Source organism: Kitasatospora sp. NPDC048298 (assembly GCF_043201465.1).
Classification (GTDB): Bacteria; Actinomycetota; Actinomycetes; order Streptomycetales; family Streptomycetaceae; genus Kitasatospora.
On sequence record NZ_JBICYZ010000002.1, the window covers coordinates 136,488 to 158,640 of the forward strand.

General features: G+C 71.6%; 20 protein-coding genes. All 20 read right to left on the reverse strand.

The features are described 5' to 3' along the window. Nucleotides 1–120: 120 nt before the first annotated feature. The 20 genes from ACGF0D_RS01805 to ACGF0D_RS01900 all read right to left on the reverse strand — a co-directional run bounded on the left by ACGF0D_RS01805 (nt 121) and on the right by ACGF0D_RS01900 (nt 22,075). Nucleotides 121–936: a F0F1 ATP synthase subunit delta gene (locus tag ACGF0D_RS01805; protein ID WP_392913606.1), complete on the reverse strand. Its 816-nt coding sequence runs from the start codon at nt 934–936 to the stop codon at nt 121–123. After that, entirely contained in the window at nt 933–1,487 is a 555-nt protein-coding gene (locus tag ACGF0D_RS01810) for a F0F1 ATP synthase subunit B (protein WP_359830931.1), read from the reverse strand. The genes ACGF0D_RS01805 and ACGF0D_RS01810 overlap by 4 nt, the downstream gene beginning before the upstream one ends. A gap of 41 nt (nt 1,488–1,528) precedes the next feature. After that, nucleotides 1,529–1,765: an ATP synthase F0 subunit C gene (gene atpE, locus ACGF0D_RS01815; RefSeq protein ID WP_031074289.1), complete on the reverse strand. Its 237-nt coding sequence runs from the start codon at nt 1,763–1,765 to the stop codon at nt 1,529–1,531. 91 nt (nt 1,766–1,856) lie between these two features. After that, nucleotides 1,857–2,669, reverse strand: a complete 813-nt coding sequence (atpB, locus tag ACGF0D_RS01820; protein ID WP_392913607.1) for a F0F1 ATP synthase subunit A — start codon at nt 2,667–2,669, stop codon at nt 1,857–1,859. A 285-nt stretch (nt 2,670–2,954) separates the two neighbouring features. Continuing rightward, the gene (locus ACGF0D_RS01825; protein WP_392913608.1) at nt 2,955–3,398 is read right to left on the reverse strand and encodes a hypothetical protein; all 444 of its coding nucleotides are present in this window, start codon (nt 3,396–3,398) and stop codon (nt 2,955–2,957) included. Between the two features lie 295 nt (nt 3,399–3,693). After that, nucleotides 3,694–4,983, reverse strand: coding sequence for an MraY family glycosyltransferase (locus ACGF0D_RS01830; protein ID WP_392913609.1), 1,290 nt, complete (start codon nt 4,981–4,983; stop codon nt 3,694–3,696). Nucleotides 4,984–5,155: 172 nt separating this feature from the next. After that, a complete protein-coding gene (glyA, locus tag ACGF0D_RS01835) occupies nt 5,156–6,436 on the reverse strand; it encodes a serine hydroxymethyltransferase (protein WP_392913610.1) in 1,281 nt (426 codons plus the stop codon). Nucleotides 6,437–6,591: 155 nt separating this feature from the next. Then, nucleotides 6,592–7,233: a protein-tyrosine-phosphatase gene (locus tag ACGF0D_RS01840; RefSeq protein WP_392874204.1), complete on the reverse strand. Its 642-nt coding sequence runs from the start codon at nt 7,231–7,233 to the stop codon at nt 6,592–6,594. A 32-nt stretch (nt 7,234–7,265) separates the two neighbouring features. After that, nucleotides 7,266–7,913, reverse strand: coding sequence for an L-threonylcarbamoyladenylate synthase (locus ACGF0D_RS01845; protein ID WP_392873119.1), 648 nt, complete (start codon nt 7,911–7,913; stop codon nt 7,266–7,268). A 158-nt stretch (nt 7,914–8,071) separates the two neighbouring features. Continuing rightward, complete coding sequence (prmC, locus tag ACGF0D_RS01850; RefSeq protein WP_360346986.1) at nt 8,072–8,938, reverse strand: peptide chain release factor N(5)-glutamine methyltransferase; 867 nt, start codon at nt 8,936–8,938, stop codon at nt 8,072–8,074. Nucleotides 8,939–8,996: 58 nt separating this feature from the next. After that, nucleotides 8,997–10,073 carry a peptide chain release factor 1 gene (gene prfA / locus ACGF0D_RS01855; protein WP_392873124.1) on the reverse strand — a complete coding sequence of 359 codons (1,077 nt, stop codon included), beginning with the start codon at nt 10,071–10,073 and terminating at the stop codon, nt 8,997–8,999. Between the two features lie 155 nt (nt 10,074–10,228). Further along, nucleotides 10,229–10,450 carry a 50S ribosomal protein L31 gene (gene rpmE, locus ACGF0D_RS01860; protein WP_030057539.1) on the reverse strand — a complete coding sequence of 74 codons (222 nt, stop codon included), beginning with the start codon at nt 10,448–10,450 and terminating at the stop codon, nt 10,229–10,231. 160 nt (nt 10,451–10,610) lie between these two features. Beyond that, on the reverse strand, nt 10,611–11,726 hold the full coding sequence (locus tag ACGF0D_RS01865; protein ID WP_392913611.1) for an LCP family protein: 1,116 nt from the start codon (nt 11,724–11,726) through the stop codon (nt 10,611–10,613). A gap of 140 nt (nt 11,727–11,866) precedes the next feature. Continuing rightward, a complete protein-coding gene (gene rho, locus ACGF0D_RS01870) occupies nt 11,867–13,966 on the reverse strand; it encodes a transcription termination factor Rho (protein WP_392873130.1) in 2,100 nt (699 codons plus the stop codon). A 603-nt stretch (nt 13,967–14,569) separates the two neighbouring features. Then, on the reverse strand, nt 14,570–15,508 hold the full coding sequence (gene thrB / locus ACGF0D_RS01875) for a homoserine kinase (RefSeq protein WP_392873133.1): 939 nt from the start codon (nt 15,506–15,508) through the stop codon (nt 14,570–14,572). A gap of 365 nt (nt 15,509–15,873) precedes the next feature. Then, nucleotides 15,874–16,974 carry a threonine synthase gene (gene thrC, locus ACGF0D_RS01880; protein ID WP_392873136.1) on the reverse strand — a complete coding sequence of 367 codons (1,101 nt, stop codon included), beginning with the start codon at nt 16,972–16,974 and terminating at the stop codon, nt 15,874–15,876. 9 nt (nt 16,975–16,983) lie between these two features. Further along, nucleotides 16,984–18,276, reverse strand: coding sequence for a homoserine dehydrogenase (locus tag ACGF0D_RS01885; protein WP_380667946.1), 1,293 nt, complete (start codon nt 18,274–18,276; stop codon nt 16,984–16,986). Between the two features lie 140 nt (nt 18,277–18,416). Next, the gene (gene lysA / locus ACGF0D_RS01890; RefSeq protein WP_392873139.1) at nt 18,417–19,808 is read right to left on the reverse strand and encodes a diaminopimelate decarboxylase; all 1,392 of its coding nucleotides are present in this window, start codon (nt 19,806–19,808) and stop codon (nt 18,417–18,419) included. A 90-nt stretch (nt 19,809–19,898) separates the two neighbouring features. Further along, nucleotides 19,899–21,560, reverse strand: coding sequence for an arginine--tRNA ligase (gene argS, locus ACGF0D_RS01895; RefSeq protein ID WP_392873142.1), 1,662 nt, complete (start codon nt 21,558–21,560; stop codon nt 19,899–19,901). An 83-nt stretch (nt 21,561–21,643) separates the two neighbouring features. After that, on the reverse strand, nt 21,644–22,075 hold the full coding sequence (locus tag ACGF0D_RS01900) for a PleD family two-component system response regulator (protein WP_392874207.1): 432 nt from the start codon (nt 22,073–22,075) through the stop codon (nt 21,644–21,646). Nucleotides 22,076–22,153 lie beyond the last annotated feature (78 nt).

Here is a 22,153-nt window from a genome sequence, read left to right on the forward strand (position 1 = left end):
CCGCCATTGAGGGCCGCAAGTATTCGACTCTCGGCCGGGTCTTGCGAACCGGCCGTACGATTTGCCGGCTCCTTGGGGAGCCGGTTTCCCGACCGAGGGTCGGATGTGCTGCTTCGGTGCTCAGCCTTCGAGCGACTGGCGAGCGCCCTCGAGGCGGCTCGACACGGTGCCGTTGATGATCTCGTCGCCGATCTGCACCCGGACGCCGCCGACGACCTCGGGGTCGACGTCGATGTTCAGGTGGACCTGGCGGCCGTACATCCGGGCCAGAGCACCGGACAGGCGCTCCTTCTGGGTGTCCGACAGCGGCACCGCGGTGGTGACCAGGGCCACCACGCGGCCGCGACGCGCGGCGGCGAGCTTCGAGTAGGACTCGAGACCCTGCTCCAGGCTACGGCCACGCGGCACGTTGACGACGGCGGTGACCAGCCGGACGGTGCCGGCGTTGGCGCGGCCGCCGAGCAGCTTCTTGATCAGCTCGGCCTTCGCGACGGCACCGGCCTTCGGCTCGGTCAGCGCGGCACGCAGCTCGTGCGAGCCGCTCACCACCCGACCGAAACGGAAGAGCTCGTCCTCGACGTCGTCCAGGGCGCCGACCTTGTCCGCGGCGATGATCTCCGCGTAGGCGGCGAGCTCCTCGGTCGCGTCCACCAGGTCGCGCGAGCCCGACCAGCGGGAGCGGACCAGGCCGGAGACCAGGTCGACGGCCTCGCCGGAGACCTGGCCGGTCAGCAGCGAGGTGACCAGCTGGGCCTTGTCCTGGCCCGACCGGGACGGGTCGGTCAGGACGCGGCGCAGCGACACCTCACGGTCCAGCACGGCCGTGACGGCGGTGAGCTCCTCAGCGAGCTTGGCCGCGTCCACCGAGGTGGAGTCGGTCAGGCTCTCGAGGTTCTGCCGACCGGCGGCGAGGGCCTCGCGGCTGGCGCCGATCACTTGGCCGCACCCTGAGCAACGGCGGCCTTGGCCTCCAGCTCGTCCAGGAAGCGGTCGATGACGCCGCTCTGCCGGGTGTGGTCCTCGAGGGACTCACCCACGATGCGGGACGCCAGCTGGGTGGCCAGCGAGCCCACGTCCTGACGCAGGGCGGCAGTGGCCTGCTTCTTGTCCGCCTCGATCTGGGCGTGACCGGCGGCGACGATGGCCTCGCGCTGACGCTGGCCCTCCTCGCGCATCTCGGCGAGCTGGGCGGCACCCTGCTCGCGAGCCTGCTCGACGATGCGGGCAGCCTCGTGGCGCGCCTCGGCGAGCTCGGCGCGGTACTGCTCAAGCAGGGCCTGGGCCTCTGCCTGGGCGGCCTCGGCGCGCTCCATCCCGCCCTCGATCGCGTCCCGGCGCTCCGACAGCACCTTCTCGATGCTGGGGAGGAGCTTCTTGCCGAGCAGACCGAAGACGATGAAGAAGCAGAGCAGGCCGATGATGATCTCGGGCCACGCGGGGAGGAGAGGGTTCATCTTCTCCTCGGACGCGAGCTGGACGATCGCCATGCTCATATCTGGACCTTCCTCAGAAAGGGTCTACGGCGGGATTACTTGTTGCCGAAGACGAACGGCATGACGATGCCGATGAGGGCGAGCGCCTCGGTCAGCGCGAAGCCGATGAACATGTTGGAACGGATGAGACCGGCAGCCTCGGGCTGGCGGGCCATGGCCTGGACACCGTTACCGAAGATCAGACCGACGCCGATGCCGGGGCCGATGGCGGCGAGGCCGTAGCCCAGGGAGGCGACGGAACCGTAGACAGTGCCCTCAGCGAGGATGCTCATTGACGTTGTCCTTTGCAGGGTGGTGATCCGGTGGTGATTGGCCACCGGGCGATCCGGGAGGTGGTTCTCGGCGGGGCCGTGGCCCCGGGGCTCAGTGCGCCTCTTCCAGGGCACCGGCGATGTAGCTGCTGGCCAGCATCACGAAGATGTAGGCCTGCAGGAACTGGACCAGCAGCTCGAAGGCGGTCAGGCCGACGGCGACGATGAACGAGGCCGAGCCGTACAGCGCGCCCAGGGACGGGCTGAGCAGGTACCAGGAGGCGATGGAGAACATCACGATCAGCAGGTGGCCGGCGAACATGTTCGCGAAGGCTCGGACCGCGAGCGTGAAGGGGCGCACGAAGATGTTCGAGAAGAACTCGATCGGCACCAGGATGAACATGACCCAGCCGGGGATGCCCGACGGCCAGCAGAGGTTCTTCAGACCGCCGACGAAGCCGTGCTTCTTGAAGGTCAGCGTCATGTAGGTGATCCACACGACCGCCGCGAGGCCGGCCGGGAACGCGATCGCCGCCGTCACCGGGAACTGCGCGAACGGGATGATCGACATGATGTTCATCAACCAGATGAAGAAGAACATCGAGACGAGCATCGGGACGTACTTCTCGCCCTTCTTGCCGATCGTCTCCAGCACGATGGAGCGCTTGACGAAGTCGTACCCGATCTCGCCGACCAGCTGCAGCTTGCCGGGGACGAGGCGCGGCTTGGCAAAGGCGGCCCAGAAGAACACGACGACCAGGAGCGCGACGATGATCGACAGCAGCATCGGCTTGTTGAACTCGATGCTGCCGATCGTGAAGATCGGCTTGAACTGGAACTCGTTCAGACCCGGGGCCGGGAAGCCACAGCCAGCGTCCCCGAAGTGGCAACTGCCTGAGGCGAGGGACGTGAGTTCAGCACTCACCGCGGACTCCTTCGTCGTGACGCATGGTTACGGCAACCTCGGTGTGTCGGCGTGGCCTGCGACCACGGAGCGGCACTGGTACTTGATGGGTTTCTCGCCGACCCCGCGCGCCGGTGCACTGCACCACAGCGGGATCATCGAAGACTGCGCGGATCAGGGGGGCGATCCGTCCGCTCTCCGGACAGACCAGGCCTCTTCCCGTACTCCGTTGTTGCGACGGACGATAGCAGCCCGTCAGCGCGGCATAAACACCGCCCCCCTCGTTGGGGGGACAGTTGGGCCTCGTCACTGTTGACGCCCCTTGTCGGAGGGCTTGTCGCCCTTCTTTTCGGAGGCGTCGGGGTCGACGTAGAAGGTCTTGGCCTTGAGCGCGCCGCGCACCTGGAAGCCCGTCCAGATCAGGGCGCAGCCGAGCAGGGTGAAGGCGAACGCCTGCCGGTTGAAGAGTTCGGTGTCCTTGAAGACCGCGAGCACGATGCCGACCAGCAGGATCTGCGTGGTGTACACCAGCAGCGCCGCGGCCATCATGATCTGCGGGTTCGACCTGGTCAGCCGGTCGAGCGCGATCTGACCGAAGGTGAAGAAGGCCATCACGAGGAGCGCGCCGAACAGGGCGCCGAGCAGCCCCTTCCCACCGGCGACTGCGAAGGAGATCGCCATGGCGATGATCCCGGCGACCGCAGTGGGAATCGCGGCGCCTCGGAGGATCCGGGCGTCGGTGGACGGCATGTCGGCAGCTCCGGCGGCATGTCGATGTGGCGGGGGGACGGGCACAGCGGTGGCGGGTGACACCGACCGAGGCATCGCCGCGGGCCGCCAGGGAGAAGCGGACCCGGTGAGGGAGACCGACAGGGACGGAAGTCATCCACCTGTGAGGTCTTTCGGCGTGTTCTCGGTACTCGTGAACGGTATCACAAACTATTTGATGAGAGCTTTACCATGAATGTGTGGCACCTGTCACACCAACGGCGCAACGGCTCCGCCATTCGAGTGAACGACAGCTGACCGCACATCAACTCCCTTGTCAGCGGCGGCCGGTGGCCTCGCCCTGGTGGCCGACCGCGGTGGAGCCCACGGCCGGGTCCCGCCCGGCTTCACCGAGGAGTTGCTTGTCCTTCGCCGACAGTTCGGCCATCGGACCGCTCTGGTGCCGGCGGTAGCGCGGAGGGAGGAAGGACTGCACCGCCCGCGGGGCGCGCGGCCGGAACCACGGGGTGAGCAGCACGACCAGGCCGACCAGGCAGAGGCCGGCGAGCGTCAGGACGACGGTGCGGCCGGTGTTGGTCACCGAGAAGGCCACCGAACCGAAGGCGATCAGCGCGGCCCAGAAGTACATGATCAGTACGGCGCGGCTGTGCGAGTGGCCGACCTGGAGCAGCCGGTGGTGCAGGTGGCGCTTGTCCGCGGCGAACGGGGACTGGCCGGCCCACGTGCGGCGCACCACCGCGAGCAGCAGGTCGGCCAGCGGCAGCGCGATGACCGTCAGCGGCAGCAGCAGCGGGATGTAGATCGGCACCAGGGCGTGCACGGCGGCGGTCTGCGAACCGGCCTCGTTGCTGATCAGGTCCGGGTCGACCCGGCCGGTGATGGAGATCGCGGCGACGGCCAGCATCAGGCCCAGCATCATCGAGCCGGAGTCGCCCATGAAGATCCGCGCGGGGTGCATGTTGTGCGCCAGGAAGCCCAGGCACATGCCGATCAGCAGCACGCTGAACAGCACTGCGGGGGCCGCGTCGGAGATCGTGTAGCCGTACCAGAGCCGGTAGCTGTACAGGAAGAACGCCATCGCGGCGATGCAGACCATGCCGCCGGCCAGGCCGTCCAGGCCGTCGATGAAGTTCACCGCGTTGACCATGACGACGACCAGGGTGACCGAGATGATCATGCCCTGGGTCGGGGTCACCGCGACCGGGCCGAAACCGGGCACCGGGAGGGTGATCACCGTGACGCCCTGCCAGACCATCACACCGGCGGCGATCATCTGACCGCCGAGCTTCACCAGCGCGTCCACGCCCCACTTGTCGTCGAGCACCCCGAGCAGGAACATGATCCCGGCGCCGGACAGCAGCGCGCGGATGTCGGTGCCCTGCGAGAACACCTTGCTCAGGTTGTCGAGCTGGGAGGCGACCAGGATGCCCGCGCAGAGTCCGCCGAACATCGCGATGCCGCCGAGCCGCGGCGTGGGCTCGCGGTGCACGTCGCGGGCGCGCACCGGGGGCATGGCACCGGCGGCGATGGCGAACTTCCGGACCGGGCCGGTCAGCAGGTAGGTGACGGCGGCGGTGCAGAACAGCACCAGCAGATACTCACGCACCACTGGCCTCCTGCATCACTGTCGAACGGGGAAGTACCGAAGGTACTCCCCTGCCTTCCCGGGGTTCGAGGTGCGTCGCCACGGCACACACCTTATTGAGTCGGACGCCGGGACCGCGCATCGCGGTTCGCCCTCCCGGGTAGGAGTTTCGAATGCCCGCGCGAGCGCTCCGTCAGGCCCGGTCGGCGAAGGCCAGCGCCAGCTCCCGCACCCGTGCCGCGGCCGGGGCGACGGTGCCGCCGGCGAGCACCCGCGCGATGAGCCCGGCGATCTCGGCCAGTTCCGGCTCCCCCATCCCCTGGCTGGTCACCGTGCCCGTGCCCAGCCGGATGCCGGAGGCCTCGGCGGCCGGCGCCGGGTCGTACGGCAGCGCGCACTTGCCCAGCAACAGCCCGGCCGCCGCGCAGCGGCGCTCGGCCTCCGCGCCGCTGACGCCGAGCGGGCTGACGTCGGCGGTCACCAGGTGGGTGTCGGTCCCGCCCGTCAGAGGGCGCATACCGGCCTCTGCGAGCCCCGCGGCGAGCACCCGCGCCCCGGACACCGCCCGCTGCGCGTACGCCCGGTATTCGGGCCGGGAGGCCTCCGCGAGGGCCACCGCCTTGCCGGCCACCTCGTTCATCGCCGCGCCGCCCTGGCTGAACGGGAACACCGCCCGGTCGATCCGCTCGGCCAGCTCCGCGGTGCACAGCAGCAGCCCGCCGCGCGGACCGCGCAGCAGCTTGTGGGTGGCCGCGACGGTGACGTCCGCGTACGGCACCGGGGAGGGCGCCACCCCGGCCGCGATCAGCCCGGTGGTCTGCGCGACGGTGGCGACCAGGTAGGCGTCCACCTCGTCGGCGATCTCCCGGAACGCCGCCCAGTCCAGGTGCCGGGGGTGGGAGATCGAGCCCGCCACGACGGCCTTGGGGCGGTGCTGCCGGGCCAGGTCGCGGACCTGGTCCAGGTCGATCAGCCCGTCGTCCTCGCGCACGCCGTAGCCGGTGAAGTCGAACCAGCGGCCGGAGAAGTTGGCGCGCGAGCCGCAGCTGAGGTGGCCACCGTGCTCCAGCGACATCGCCAGCACCCCGTCACCGGGCCGCAGCAGCGCCGCGTACGCCGCCAACATCGCCGAAGTGGCCGACCGGGGCTGGACGTTGGCGTGCGGGGCGGCGAACAGCTCGCGGGCCCGGTCGATCGCCAGCAGCTCGGCGGCGTCCGCCAACGCGCAGCCGGTGTGGTGCCGGCGGCCCGGGTAACCCTCGGCGTACTTGTCGATCAGCGGGCCGGTGAGCGCCGCCAGGACGGCCGGGCTGGTCAGGTTCTCCCCCGCCAGCAGCTGGATCGTTTCGGCGCGCCGCTCGGCCTCCGCGGCCAGCAGGTCGGCCAGCTGCGGATCGGCGCGGTGCAGCGCCTCGGACACCCAGGGGCGCCCGGTCGTCGAGGTCGGGCCGGTCGCGGCATCGGTGACGGTCATGGCGGGGCTCCCGGACGCTGCGGGGACTGTGTCACCCAGCGTAGGACCGTCGTCGCCGCCCGGCCCGCCGAGCCGCGGCCGGACGACCCATTCGGCGCTGGGGCCCGCGTCCTGCGCCCGCGTCCTGCGCCCGTCGACGACGGGGCCCGGGGGCGTCAGCGCGGCGCGGGGACGCCGGTGAGCGCGGTGACCACCGGGTCGACCGCGTGGAATATCTCCTCGCCGCAGTTGCGGAACATGCCGATCGGCGCCCCGTACGGGTCGTCCAGCTCGTCCGACTCCGGGGTGGCGGCCAGCAGCCAGCCGCGCAGCGCGGCAGCCGCCCGGACCAGCGCGCGGGCCCGCTCGGTCACGTCGGCGCCGCGCCGGGGATCCGGCAGGGTGCCCGGGTCTATCGTCCGCACCAGGCGGGTGAACTCCTTCAGCGTGAAGGTGCGCAGGCCCGCCTCGTGGCCCATCGAGATCACCTGGGCCCGGTGGTCCAGCGTCGCGGTGAGCACCAGATCGGCCTCGACCACGTGCTCGTCCAGCAGCTCGCGGCCGGTGAAGCCACCACTGTCGGCGCCGTACTCGTCCAGCACGGTCGCGGCGTGGTCCTCCATCGGCGCGCCCACGTGGCCCCAGGTACCGGCGCTCTCGACCAGGATCCGCCCGGCCACCCGGGGGCTCAGCCGGGTGTCCAGCTCACGCCGGGTCAGCCGCTCCGCGATCGGCGAGCGGCAGATGTTCCCGGTGCAGACGAACAGGATCCGGAAGTGGTCCAGCGGCCTGGGGCCCACACTCAGGTACGGCGCCATGCCCGGCCCGGAGTGGAGCGAGGCGGTGGGCGTCAACTGCCGGCCTCCAGGTCGGGGACGACCTCCCTCAGCTGCTCGACGCTGATCGCACCGGCCCGCAGCAGGACCGGGACCTTTCCGGTGACGTCGACGATCGACGAGGTGGCGGAGTCCACGGCCGGCCCGCCGTCCAGGTAGACCGAGATCGCGTCGCCGAGCTGGGCCTGCGCCTCGTCACAGGTCAGCGGGGAGGCCCCGCCGATCCGGTTGGCGCTGGAGACGGCCATCGGGCCGGTGGCGTTCAGCAGCTCGATGGCGACCGGGTGCAACGGCATCCGGACCGCGACGGTGCCGCGGGTGTCGCCGAGGTCCCAGCGCAGCGAGGGCTGGTGCCGGGCGACCAGGGTGAGCCCGCCGGGCCAGAAGGCGTCGACCAGCTCCCAGGCCTGCTCGGAGAAGTCGGTGACCAGGCCGTGCAGGGTGGTCGGCGAGCCGACCAGCACCGGGGAGGGCGTGTTGCGGCCGCGACCGCGGGTGGCCATCAGCTCGCCGACGGCCTCCGGGGAGAAGGCGTCCGCACCGACCCCGTACAGGGTGTCGGTGGGCAGCACGACGAGTTCGCCGCGGCGGATGGCCGAGGCGGCCTCGCGCAGACCGGTGGCGCGGTCCCCGGCATCGGCACAGTCGTAACGGCGGCTCATCGGTGCGGTCCCCTTCCGGAGTGGCTCATGGCGTTACAGCACGGCCTTACGAGCAGTCGTACAGCGCTCGACGTTCACGACCCGACCGTTCGGGCGGTCGTACGGTGCTCGACTGTTCACGACCCGACCCTTCGGGCGGTCGTACGGTGCTCGACTGTTCACGACCCGACCCTTCGGGCGGTCGTGAAGCGCGGCCGGTTGTTCAGGTCCCGGTGGTCGGCGGTGTCCGTCCAGCCGTGTTCCTCGTTGAAGATCCACGGCACCTGGCCGCCCTGCTGGTCGGCGTGCTCGATCACCACCGCGCCGCCCGGGCGCAGCAGCCGGGCCGCGACGCGCTCGATGCCGCGGATGGTGTCCAGGCCGTCCTCGCCGGAGAACAGCGACATCTGCGGGTCGTGGTCGCGGGCCTCCGGCGCGACGTACTCCCACTCGGTGAGCGGGATGTACGGCGGGTTGGAGATGACCAGGTCGAAGCGGCCGTCCCAGGAGCGGTCGTCCTCGAAGGCCTTGGTGGCGTCGCCGGCGTGCAGGGTGACCCGGGCGCGGTCGGGGCTGGCCTCGATGTTGCGCCGGGTGTACTCCAGCGCGCCCTCGTCCAGTTCGAAGGCGTGCACGGTCGAGCGCGGGAGTTCCTGGGCCAGGGCGAGCGCGATCGCGCCGGAGCCGGAGCACAGGTCCACCACCAGCGGCTCGGCCACGTCCATGTCGCGCACCGCGTCTATCGCCCACTCGACGACCGTCTCGGTCTCCGGCCGGGGCACGAACACCCCGGGGCCGACCTCCAGTTCGAGGTAGCGGAAGAACGCCCGCCCGGTGATGTGCTGGAGCGGTTCGCGCGCCTCGCGACGGGAGACCGCCTCCCAGTAGCGGGCGTCGAAGTCGGCGTCCTTCACCGTGTGCAGCTGGCTGCGCTTGACGTTGTGGACGTAGGCGGCGAGCTCCTCCGCGTCGAAGCGCGGCGACGGCACGCCGGCCGCGGCCAACCGCTGGGTGGCCTGGGCCACCTCGGCGAGCAGCAGGTTCATCCGTACGACCTCTTGTCTCTCCGGCTCCGAGCGAAACGCGGGCTGGGGCGCGCCGGTCTCAGTTCTCTTGGGCCGCGGCGAGCTTGGCCGCCGCGTCCTTGTCGACGCAGGACTGGATCACCGCGTTCAGGTCGCCGTCCAGGACCTGGTCCAGGTTGTACGACTTGAATCCGGTGCGGTGGTCCGAGATGCGGTTCTCGGGGTAGTTGTACGTGCGGATCCGCTCGGAGCGGTCCACCGTGCGGACCTGGCTGCGGCGCGCGTCCGAGGCCTCCCGCTCGGCCTCCTCCTGCGCGGCGGCCAGCAGCCGCGAACGCAGGATGCGCATCGCCTGCTCCTTGTTCTGGAGCTGGCTCTTCTCGTTCTGGCAGGACGCCACGATACCGGTCGGCAGGTGGGTGATCCGGACCGCGGAGTCGGTGGTGTTGACCGACTGGCCGCCGGGGCCGGAGGACCGGTAGACGTCGATCCGCAGGTCGTTGGCGAGGATCTCGACCTCGACCTCCTCCGCCTCGGGGGTGACCAGCACGCCCGCCGCGGAGGTGTGGATGCGGCCCTGCGACTCGGTGGCGGGGACACGCTGCACGCGGTGCACGCCGCCCTCGTACTTCAGCCGGGCCCAGACGCCCTGGCCGGGCTCGGTGTTGCCCTTGGTCTTCACGGCCACCGAGACGTCCTTGTAGCCGCCGAGGTCGGACTCGTTGGAGTCGATGATCTCGGTCTTCCAGCCGATCCGCTCGGCGTAGCGCAGGTACATCCGGAGCAGGTCGCCGGCGAACAGCGCGGACTCCTCGCCGCCCTCGCCCGCCTTGATCTCCAGGATGACGTCCTTGTCGTCGCTCGGGTCGCGCGGGACGAGCAGCAGCCGCAGTTCCTCGGTCAGCTCGTCGCGGCGCGCCTCGGAGTCCTTCACCTCGGAGAGGAACTCCGGGTCCTCGGCCGCGAGTTCGCGCGCGGCCTCGATGTCCTCGCCGGCCTGCCGCCACTGCCGGTAGACCCGGGTGATCGGGGTCAGCTCGGCATAGCGCTTGGCCAGCTTGCGGGCGTTGTTCTGGTCCGCGTGGACGGACGGGTCGGCCAGCCTCGTCTCGAGGTCGGCGTGCTCGACGAGGAGCTCTTCGACTGCCTCGAACATGGGGTGGCCTTCTTCCCGGGGACTCGGAAACGTGTGGGGGGTGGGGACTCGCGGGGTCGCGGGGGCGCGGACTCGCGGGGGACGCGAACGGCGCCGGCCCCCAAGCGCCCCCGACAACGAGTACGGGGACGCCGGGAACCGGCGCCGAGGGAGCGCTAGGCCTTCGCGCTGTGCTGCTTGCCGAAGCGGGCCTCGAAGCGGGCCACGCGGCCACCGGTGTCGAGGATCTTCTGCTTGCCGGTGTAGAACGGGTGGCACTGCGAGCAGACCTCGGCGCGGATCTCGCCACTGGTCTCGGTCGAGCGGGTGGTGAACTCGGCGCCACAGGTGCAGGTCACGCGCGTGACCACGTACTCGGGGTGAACGTTGGGCTTCAAGGGGTTCTCCTAGGTTTCGGGAGGGCACCGGGTCGGCGGCTGGAGCGCCGCACGTGAACCGGGACCGACGGACCAGTCTGCCAGGACCGGCCGCATCTTCCCAAACCGGGTCGCGTTCCGGGATATTCCGGGCCCCCCGCGCGCCCGGCGGCGGCGTCCGTCAGGGCGTGGCGGTGGCCTTCGCGCCCGGCTTCCCCGTGGTCCGCGCCGGGGCCGACGGCGTGGCCGTGGGGGCCGCCTGGGCGGGGTTCTCCGGCTGCGCGGCGACGACCGCCGGCGGGAACGGCTGGTCGGCCCTGAGCGCCGTCCAGACCTGCCCGGCCGCCGGCTGCCGCGGGACCACCCGGTTCGGGTCGCCGGGGGCGGTCTCCACCGGCAGGGTGACCATGCTCAGCTGGTCCGGGCCTATCCCCTTGAGCTCCTGGGCGAGCCCCACCAGCGAGTTCACCGAGCCGAGCGCGGAGTCGGTGGTGATGCTCTTGGTCACGGTGTCGCCGACGGACCACAGCTTGACCGGGTTGGTGAGCATCCCGCTCCCCCCGACCTGCTGCAGCAGCGACTTCACCATCTGCTTCTGGAGCTCGATCCGGCCGAGGTCGCTGCCATCGCCGACGCCGTGCCGGGTGCGCACGAAGGCCAGCGCCTGCTGTCCGTTCAGGCGGTGCTCGCCGGGCGGCAGGTCGAGCCCGCTGTCCTTGTCGTGGATGGCCACCGTGGTGGTCACGGTGGCCCCGCCTATCGCGTCCACGACCCGGGCGAAGCCGGCGAAGTCGACCTGCAGGTAGTGGTCCATCCGCAGCCCGGTGAGCTGCTCGGTGGTCTTGACCGCGCAGACCGCGCCGCCGGTCTCGAAGGCGCTGTTGTACATCGCGCGCTTGGCGCCGGGCGCCGTCCGGCCGCTCGGGTCGGCGCAGTCGGGGCGGGTGACCAGGGTGTCGCGCGGGATCGAGACGATCTGGGCGCGGGAGTGGTCCTGGTTGATGTGCACCACCATGGCGGTGTCCGAGCGGGCGGTGTCGCCGGTGTCCCCGCCGGCCATCGAGCCGTTGTCGCCGCCGCGCGAATCGGAGCCGAGCACCAGGATGTTGAAGGAGCCGTCGGTGGCGGCCGGCGGCCGGGCGTCGCCGAGCCCGCCGTCGATGTCGACGCTCCTGATGTTGCCGTCGAGTCTGAAGTAGCCGAGGAGGGCGCCGCCGACGACGAACGCGGCGAACGCGCAGGCGGCCGTCCGCAGGAGCCTGCGGCGACGACTCGTAACCCTCTTGTGTTCGGCCATACGGCCCAGAGTAAATCGGACAACATGATCCAAACGGTCTCAAGTTGTCCCGAGTCTGGAACAAAGCGGCCCGGACGCGCGGAACCCCGGACCGCTCGCGCGATCCGGGGTTCCGTGCTTCGACAGCCGTCCGGCTACGGTCAGTCGCCGGAGCCGGGGGTGGTCTTGGCGATCTGCATCAGGAACTCGGCGTTGCTCTTGGTCTGCTTCATCTTGTCCAGGAGCAGCTCGATCGCCTGCTGCGAGTCGAGCGCGTGCAGCACCCGGCGCAGCTTCCAGACGATGGCCAACTCCTCGCTGCCGAGCAGGATCTCCTCCTTGCGGGTGCTGGAGGCGTCCACGTCGACGGCCGGGAAGATGCGCTTGTCCGAGAGCTTCCGGTCGAGCTTGAGCTCCATGTTGCCGGTGCCCTTGAACTCCTCGAAGATCACCTCGTCCATGCGCGAGCCGGTCTCGACCAGCGCGGTGGCCAGGATGGTCAGCGAGCCGCCGTTCTCGATGTTGCGCGCGGCACCGAAGAACTTCTTCGGCGGGTACAGCGCGGTCGAGTCGACACCACCGGACAGGATGCGGCCGGAGGCCGGCGCCGCCAGGTTGTAGGCGCGGCCGAGGCGGGTGATCGAGTCCAGCAGGATGACCACGTCGTGGCCCAGCTCGACCAGGCGCTTGGCGCGCTCGATGGCCAGCTCGGCGACGGTGGTGTGGTCCTCGGCCGGGCGGTCGAAGGTCGAGGAGATGACCTCGCCCTTCACCGACCGCTGCATGTCGGTGACCTCTTCCGGACGCTCGTCGACCAGGACGACCATCAGGTGGCACTCGGGGTTGTTGTGGGTGATCGCGTTGGCGACCGCCTGGAGCACCATGGTCTTGCCGGTCTTCGGCGGCGCGACGATCAGACCGCGCTGGCCCTTGCCGATCGGCGACACCAGGTCGATGATCCGGGTGGTCAGCACGCCCGGGTCGGTCTCCAGGCGCAGCCGCTCCTGCGGGTACAGCGGGGTGAGCTTGTTGAACTCGGGGCGGCCGCGGCCGCTCTCCGGGTCCATGCCGTTGACGGAGTCCAGGCGCACCATGGCGTTGAACTTCTCGCGGCGCTCGCCCTCACGCGGCTGGCGCACCGCACCGGTGATGGCGTCACCCTTGCGCAGGCCGTTCTTGCGGACCTGGGCGAGCGAGACGTAGACGTCGTTCTGGCCCGGCAGGTAGCCGGAGGTGCGCACGAACGCGTAGTTGTCGAGGATGTCGAGGATGCCCGCGACCGGGATCAGGACGTCGTCCTCGCCGATCTGCGGCTCGACGGGGCCGGCCTCGAAGCCCTCGCGGCCGCGGCGGCCACGGCGGTCGCGGTAGCGCCCACGGCGGCCACGGCGGCCCTCGCCGAACTCGTCGTCCTCGTAGCCGCCCTGCTGGACCTGCGGCTGCTGGGCCTGCGGGGCCTGGCGGCCCTGCTGCTCGCCCTGGCCGGCCTGCTGCTGGCCGCCGCCCTGCTGGGGCTGGCGGTCGGTGCGCTCGCGGCGGTTGCGGCGGTCGCGGCGGGACTCGCGGCCCTCGCCGTCCTGGGCCTCGCCGCCCTCCTGGCGGTCGGTGCGCTCGGTGCGCTCGGTGCGCTCACCGCCCTCGCGGCGCTCGCGGCGCTCACGGCGGTCGCGACGGCTCTCGCGGCCGTCCTCGCGACCCTCGAAGCCGCGGGTCTCGGCCGGGCGGGCCTCGGCCTGCTTCGGCTCGGCGACGGCGACGGTGGCGGCCTCGGCGGCGGCCTCCGCGGCCGGGGCGGCGGGCGCGCCGGCGGCCGAGGTGGCACGGCGGCGGGTGCGCTCGGTACGGGCCGGCGCGGCGGTCTCGGCGGCGGCCTGGACCGGGATCTCGATCTGGGCCTGCGACTCGGCGGCGGCCGGGGCCTCGGCCTTGGCGGCGGCCTTGGCGCGGCGGGCCGGCTTCTCGGCCGGGGCCTCGGCGTCCGCCTTGGCGGCGGTGCGCTTGGCGGCCGGGGCGGTGCCACCGGCGGCGAGCAGCGGGTCCCCGCCGCTCTTCTCCTTGATGGTCTCGATCAGCTGGCTCTTGCGCATGCGTCCGGTACCGGTGATGCCAAGGTCCGCGGCGAGCTTCTGGAGCTCGGCCAGGACCATGCCGTCCAGGCCCGCGGCGGCACTGCGGCGGCGCCGCGCCGGGGCAGCGGGGGCGGCTGCGTCCGACGCGTCGGCGTCCGGGCGCGCGCCCATCAGATCGGTGGAGTCGCTCACTAAGGGTCCTTCCCTGGAGCGGACGTCGGCCTGTCTGGCTCGGCGACCGGTTGTGCTGTCCTGACCAACGCTCGACTGCGTCGGTCCGAGGCGGTGATCCCTCGAATGGCGGGAGCCCGTCGAGGGAGAGCTACGTACGAGGTGCGGTGCATGAAGCACGGTGGTGCTGAGTGGCGCGTGGGCCGGTCGTGTGTCGACCTCCCCTGAGGGCGTAACCCCCACGCTCCCTGCGAATCCCGGGCCCCCGTCGCGTGACGGTGGCCCGTGCTCCGCCCGTCCTGGCCTCTAGGTGGGAGGCCGCGGGTGGGAGTCAGGTGCCGTCACGGCTTCGGGATGCGGCCGCATGTCGCGCAGGCAGGCTGCGTACGCGCTGCGGTGGGCTCCCGGAGAATCGTCGCCCCGTGCATCGCCGGGACTCCACTGCCGTGGAGCGCTGGGATCGGGACGCGGCGCACCTAGCCCCGGAGGGCACCTGGTGCAGCAATGAGGTTAACACTACCGACCCCCTCAGACATTCCCCAGCCTTGCGCTTGCCAATCGTGTCCGTCGGGCCCGGCTCGGCAGGACGCCGGTGCCGGGCCCCGAGCGGCCCGTTCGGGCTGCTCAGACGCCCAGCGGGAGCACGACGGCCCCGGTGCGGTCGACGTCCAGGCGGTGCGCGGCGAACGCCGGATCCCCGCCGTGGCCGTGGTGCCCGGCGAAGGAGAGCACCCTGTCGGCGCCCGCCTCGTCGGTGAGCGCCAGGACGGTCGGTCCGGCCCCGGAGATGACCGCGGGGACGCCCTCGGCGCGCAGCGCGCCGACCAGGGCGGCGCTGTCCGGCATGGCGGAGGCGCGGTAGTCCTGGTGCAGCCGGTCCTCGGTGGCGGCGAGGAGCAGTTCGGGGCGCCGGGTCAGCGCCTCCACCAGCAGGGCGGAGCGGCCGGCGTTGACGGCCGCGTCGGCCAGCGGGACGGTCTTCGGCAGCAGCCCGCGCGCGGTCTCGGTGAGCACCTCACCGGCCGGCACGAACACCACCGGGACGACCTGCTCGGACGGCTCCAGCGCGATCGCCCTGGCCGACTCCTCGTCGGTCCAGGCGATGGTGAAGTTGCCGCGCAGGCAGGCCGCGACGTTGTCGGGGTGGCCCTCCAGCTCGGAGGCGAGGGCCAGCAGCGCGGCGTCGTCCAGCGCGGACGGGCCGCCGATGGTCACCGCGCGGGCGGCCACGATGCCGGCGCAGATGGCGGCCGAGGAGGAGCCGAGGCCGCGGCCGTGCGGTATCCGGTTGGCGCAGACCACTTCGAGGCCCCGCGGCTGGCCGCCGAGCCGGTCGAAGGCGGCGCGCATCGCGCGGACCAGCAGGTGGCGCTCGTCGCGCGGCAGCGTCTCGGCGCCCTCACCGGCGATGTCGACGGAGAGGCCGGAATCGGCGACCCGGACGACCACGTCGTCGTACAGACCCAGCGCGAGCCCGAAGGCGTCGAAGCCCGGGCCGAGGTTGGCGCTGGTCGCGGGAACCCTGACCCGGACGGCGGCGGCACGGAACGCGGGACCGGCCATGCGGTGGACTCTCCTGGGGAATTCGGGCGGCGCGGAGCGCGTCGTCGGTGCGAGGGTGGGGAAACGGACCGAGGCCCCTCGGGGGCGGGCGGTCACGGCGGTCGGCGAGGCCCGGATCCGCCCGGGCCCGGGGCATGTGCCACACGGCCGAGGCCAGAGTATCGAAGAGAGGTTCCCCAGCGGTACACCCCGTGGGCCTTCGATCTGGTGTGTTGCCGGTTCTGGCCGGAATGCGCACCCCTCCCCGCCGGGGGGAGGGGCGGAAAGGGATCGCGACGTGAAGCCCGATTGACACAAAAGTGTCAGCGGGGAACTCCGACGGGCCGACCCCCGAAAGGGGCGGCCCGTCGGTGTGTCAGGCCCCGTTACCGGTCGAGCAGTCCGAGGCTGCGGGCGGCCGCCTCCGGGTCGACCGGGACGACCTGCGGCTGCGGCGCGCCGGCCACCGCCCAGTCCGGGTCCTTCAGGCCGTTGCCGGTCACGGTGCAGACGATCCGCTGGCCCGGGTCGACCAGCCCGGCCTCCGCCTTGGCCAGCAGACCGGCCACCGAGGCGGCCGAGGCAGGCTCCACGAAGACGCCCTCCTGTGAGGCCAACAGCCGGTAGGCGGACAGGATCTGACGGTCCGTCACCTTGTCGATGAGGCCGCCGGACTCGTCCCGCGCGGCGAGCGCGAAGTCCCAGGAGGCCGGGTTGCCGATCCGGATCGCGGTGGCGATGGTCTGCGGCTTGAGCACCGGCGCGCCGTCCACGATCGGGGCGGAGCCGGAGGCCTGGAAGCCCCACATCCGCGGGGTGCGGGTGGCGAGGCCGTCCGCGGCGTACTCGCGGTAGCCCTTCCAGTACGCGGTGATGTTGCCCGCGTTGCCGACCGGCAGGACGTGGATGTCCGGGGCGTCGCCGAGCATGTCGACGATCTCGAAGGCCGCGGTCTTCTGACCCTCGATCCGCACCGGGTTGACCGAGTTGACCAGCGCCACCGGGTACTTCTCGGACAGTTCACGCGCAAGGGTGAGGCAGTCGTCGAAGTTCCCGTCGACCTGGAGGATCCGGGCGCCGTGCACCAGCGCCTGGCCCATCTTGCCGAGGGCGATCTTGCCCTGCGGGACGAGCACCGCGCAGACCATCCCGGCCCGCACCGCGTAGGCGGCGGCGGAGGCCGAGGTGTTGCCGGTGGACGCGCAGATGACCGCCCGGGCGCCCTCCTCCTTGGCCTTGGAGATGGCCATCGTCATCCCGCGGTCCTTGAAGGAGCCGGTCGGGTTGGCGCCCTCGACCTTGAGGTAGACCTCGCAGCCCGTTCGCTCGGACAGCACCTGGGCGGGGACCAGGGGCGTGCCGCCCTCCAACAGGGTGACCACCGGGGTGGCCGCGGTGACCGGCAGACGGTCCCGGTACTCCTCGATCAGGCCGCGCCACTGGTGGGTGTGCGCGCCTCGGACGACGTTCTCGGCAACGGCGTTCATGGCTGTTCCTTATTCCCCTTCGACCCGCATGATGCTGGCCACGTCCCGCACGCTGTCCAGCGCGCGGAGCTTGTCGACCGTCGCCGACAGCGCGGCGTCGGTGGCACGGTGGGTGACCACGACGAGCGAGGCGTCGCCGTCGCGGCCCTGCTGGCGCACGGTGTCGATGGACACGCCGTGCTCGGCGAAGACGGACGCCACCTGGGCGAGCACGCCCGCGCGGTCGTCCACGTCCAGGCTGACGTGGTAGCGGGTGACCACCTCGTCCATGGGCTTGGCCGGCAGCCGGGTGTACACCGAGTCGCCGGGACCGGTGGCGCCGGCCAGCTTGTTGCGGCAGACCGCGACCAGGTCGCCGAGCACCGCGGAGGCGGTCGGCGAGCCGCCCGCGCCGGGGCCGTAGAACATCAGCCGGCCGGCCGCCTCGGCCTCGACGAACACCGCGTTGTACGCCTCGCGCACGGAGGCCAGCGGGTGCGACAGCGGGATCATCGCCGGGTGGACGCGCGCGGTGACGGACTCGCCGTCCGCGGCCCGCTCGCAGATCGCGAGCAGCTTGACCACGCAGCCCATCTCCTTCGCGGAGGCGATGTCGGCCGCGGTCACCTCGGTGATGCCCTCGCGGTAGACGTCCGCCGCGGTGACCTTGGTGTGGAAGGCGATGCCGGCCAGGATCGCGGCCTTGGCGGCGGCGTCGAAGCCCTCGACGTCGGCCGTCGGGTCGGCCTCGGCGTAGCCCAGCGCGGTGGCCTCCTCCAGCGCCTCCGAGTAGCCGGCGCCGGTGGTGTCCATCTTGTCGAGGATGAAGTTGGTGGTGCCGTTGACGATGCCCAGCACCCGGTTGACCTTGTCGCCCGCGAGGGACTCGCGCAGCGGGCGCAGCAGCGGGATCGCGCCCGCCACCGCGGCCTCGTAGTACAGGTCCACCCCGGCCTCGGCGGCCGCGGCGTGCAGCTCGGTGCCGTCCTTGGCGAGCAGCGCCTTGTTGGCGCTGACCACCGAGGCGCCCTGCCGGAAGGCCGACAGGATCAGCGATTTGGACGGCTCGATGCCGCCCACCACCTCGACCACCACGTCGATGTCGCCCCGGTTGACCAGGGCCTCGGCGTCGGTGGTGACCAGGTGCTCGGGGACGCCCGGACGGGTCCGCCCGGCGCGGCGGACCGCGATCCCGGCCAGCTCGACCGGAGCACCGATGCGAGCGGCGAGGTCGTCGGCCGTCGTCGTCATGATGCGCGCCACCTCGGAGCCCACCACACCACAACCCAGCAACGCCACCTTCAGCGGGCGCGTACGCATCATCCGACTCCGCTCTGCATTCATTCGTGCTTCGGTATTTCCGGCGGGTTTTCCTGGACCGCCGGAAACTTCGGTCCGTACCCAGTCTCCGGGACTTTCCGTACGGATCTACGGTCGTTCCATGATCTGAGACGAGGATTTCGTCATCCGATATCCAGACGCAGGAGATCCTCCTCCGTCTCGCGCCGGACGATCACCCGCGCCGCACCGTCCCTGACGGCGAGCACGGGGGGCTTGAGGGCGTGGTTGTAATTGCTCGCCATCGACCGGCAGTAGGCGCCGGTGGCGGGCACCGCGATCAGGTCGCCCGGGGCCAGGTCGGCCGGCAGGAAGGCGTCCCGGACCACGATGTCGCCGGACTCGCAGTGCTTTCCGACCACCCGCACCAACATCGGCTCCGCGTCGCTGGTGCGCGACACCAGGGACACCGAGTACTCGGCGTCGTACAGCGCGGTGCGGATGTTGTCGGACATCCCGCCGTCCACGCTGACGTAGGTGCGCAGGCCCTCCAGCGGCTTGACGGTGCCCACCTCGTACAGCGTGAACGCCGTCGGGCCGACGATCGCCCGGCCCGGCTCCACGCTCAGCCGGGGGGCGTTCAGGTTCGCGGCGGCGCACTCGCGGCGGACGATCTCGGCCAGCGCGGCCGCGATCTCGGCCGGCTCGCGCGGGTCGTCCTCACTGGTGTAGGCGATGCCGAGGCCGCCGCCGAGGTCGATCTCGGGCAGCTCGACGCCGTGCTCGTCGCGGATCCCGGCCAGCAGGCCGACCACCCGGCGGGCGGCCACCTCGAAGCCGGCCATGTCGAAGATCTGCGAGCCGATGTGCGAGTGGATGCCGCGCAGCTCCAGGCTGTCGTGGCCGAGCACCCGGCGCACCGCCTCGGCGGCTGCCCCTCCGGTGAGGGACAGCCCGAACTTCTGGTCCTCGTGCGCGGTGGCGATGAACTCGTGGGTGTGCGCCTCGACGCCGACGGTGATCCGGATCAGCACCGGCTGGCGCACGCCCTGGCGGGCGGCGATCGCGGCCAGGCGCTCGATCTCCTCGTAGGAGTCGAGCACGATGTGCCCGACGCCGGTCTTCACGGCGTTCTCCAGCTCGTCCGCCGACTTGTTGTTGCCGTGCAGCGCGATCCGCTGCGGCGGCATCCCGGCGGCCAGCGCGACCGCCAGCTCGCCCGCGCTGCACACGTCGAGGTTGAGGCCCTCCTCGTGCAGCCAGCGGACGACCGCCTTGGAGAGGAACGCCTTTCCGGCGTAGTAGACGTCCGCGTCGGCGCCGAAGGCGTCCCGCCAGGCGCGCGCCCGGGAGCGGAAGTCCTCCTCGTCCAGCACGTAGGCGGGGGTGCCGAACTCGGCGGCCAGCCGCTTGACGTCGATGCCGCCGACGGTGGCCACGCCCTCGGCGTCGCGGGCGACGGTGCGCGACCAGACCTTGGGGTCGAGCGCGTTCAGGTCGGCGGGCGGGGCCTGGTAGTGGCCCTCGGGCAGGACGTCGCCGTGGCGGGGGCCTGCGGGGTGTGCGGAACGGCTCATGGTGCTGGGTTCCTTCGAGACCTATGGCGAGGGGCGGCGACGGTCCCCGTTGACCGTCAGCCGCCCCCGCTGTGCGCTTGGGGGTGGTGCCTACATCCGCTCGGGCGCCGTCACGCCCAGGAGCGTGAGGCCGTTGGCGAGCACGGTGCGCGTCGCCTCGACCAGCCAGAGGCGGGCGCGGTGCGTGTCGGTGAGCTCCTCGTCGCCCTTGGGCAGGAACATGCAGTTCTCGTACAGGCGGTGGTATTTGCCCGCGAGCTCCTCCAGGTAGCGCGCGACCCGGTGCGGCTCGCGCAGCTCGCCGGCCGTGGCCAGCACCCGCGGGAACTCCGCGAGGTGGCCGAGCACGTCGGACTCCCACTCGGTGGCCAGCAGCTCGGGCTTGAACTGCTCGGCCGTACCCTTGTCCACGCCCAGCTCGGCGGCCTTGCGCGCCACGCCGCACATCCGGGTGTGGGCGTACTGGACGTAGAAGACCGGGTTCTCGGTGGTCTGGCTGGTCAGCAGGTTGATGTCCAGCGTGATCGTCGAGTCCGTGGAGGAGCGCGCCAGGGTGTAGCGGGCGGCGTCCACGCCGATCCACTCGACCACGTCGTCGATCGTGATGATGTTGCCGGCCCGCTTGGACATGCGGACCTCTTCGCCGTCGCGAAGCATCTTCACGAACTGGCCGATCTTCACCTCGATGTTGCGGTTCATGTCGTCGCCCGCGCAGGCCGAGATGGCCTTGAGGCGGTTGACGTAGCCGTGGTGGTCGGCGCCCAGCATGTAGAGCGCGACCTCGGCGCCGCGGTCCCGCTTGGACAGGTAGTACGCGGCGTCGGCGGCGAAGTAGGTCTTGTCGCCGTCGGCCTTGATCAGGACGCGGTCCTTGTCGTCGCCGAAGTCGGTGGTGCGCAGGAAGACCGCGCCCTCCTGCTCGAAGACGTGGCCCTGGTCGCGCAGCCGGTCGATGGCCTTCTCGACGGCGCCGGAGTCGTGCAGCGTCTTCTCCGAGAACCACACGTCGAAGTGGGTGCCGAACTCGTCCATCGAGCGCTTGATCTCGGCGATCATGAGCTTGAGGCCCTCGGTGCGGAAGACCTGCAGCTGCTCGGCCTCGGGCAGGTCGAGCACGCCGGGGATCGCGTCGGTGAGCGACTTGGCGATGTCGACGATGTACTCGCCGACGTACCCGCCCTCGGGCACCTCGCGGCCGTTCGCGGCGGCCTGCAGCGAGGCGGCGAACTTGGTGATCTGCACACCGGCGTCGTTGAGGTAGTACTCGGTGGTGACGTCGGCGCCGGAGGCCCGCAGCACGCGCGCCAGCGAGTCGCCGACGGCGGCCCAGCGGACGCCGCCGATGTGGATCGGGCCGGTCGGGTTGGCGGAGACGAACTCCAGGTTGATCTTCAGGCCCCCCAGGGCCTCGTTGCGGCCGTAGGCCTCGCCCGCCTCGACGATGGTGCGCGCCAGCGCACCGGCGGTGGCGGTGTCCAGGGTGATGTTCAGGAAGCCCGGACCGGCGATGTCGACCTTGGCGACGCCGGTGATCCCTCGCAGGCGCTCGACCAGCAGTTCGGCAACGGCTCGCGGCGGCTTGCCGGCCGCCTTGGCGAGCTGGAGGGCCACGTTGGTCGCGTAGTCGCCGTGGTCCCTGTTCTTGGGCCGGTCGACCGTCACGTGCTCGGGCACGGCGACGGCCAGCTCGCCCGCCTCGACGGCGGAGCTCACGGCGGCCTGGATTGCCTGGGAAAGGTCTGCGGGGGTCACGACGCCAAGCGTAGGCGAGACGGGGTGCCCGCCCGCCACTCGGTTTACCTGTCGGGACGCCGCCGCGCCGTCGTTACGGGGTCTCAGCCGTGATCGGTGCGTTCTGTTCGCTCAGGGCGAACTGCGTCGGGCGGTCCGCCCGGCTGTCCCGCGAGCCGCATCAGCCGCCGGACCAGGGCCACCAGGTCGGCCGGGTCGAAGGGCTTGCCGAGATAGCCGTCCACCCCGACCGTCTCCCCCAGGTCGAGGTCCGCCGGGGTGCAGGCGCTCACGATCGCGATCGGCAGCCGGCAGGTGTCCGGGGTGGCGCGCAGCCGGGCCGCCGTCCGCAGGCCGTCCAGTCGCGGCATCACCACGTCCAGCGTGACCACGTCGGGCTGCACCCGGCGGATGACCTCCAGGCACTCGGCGCCGTCGGCGGCGGTCACCACCTCGAAGCCCTCGAGCTCCAGGTTGACCCTGATCAGCTGGCGGATCACCTCGCTGTCGTCCACCACGAGGACCCGCCCGGACACTCCCGACACCTCACCGAGGGTATCGGCGGGCCCGCCGCCCCGTCCGGCCTTTGGGCACTTCCGCCCCCGCCCGGCGGC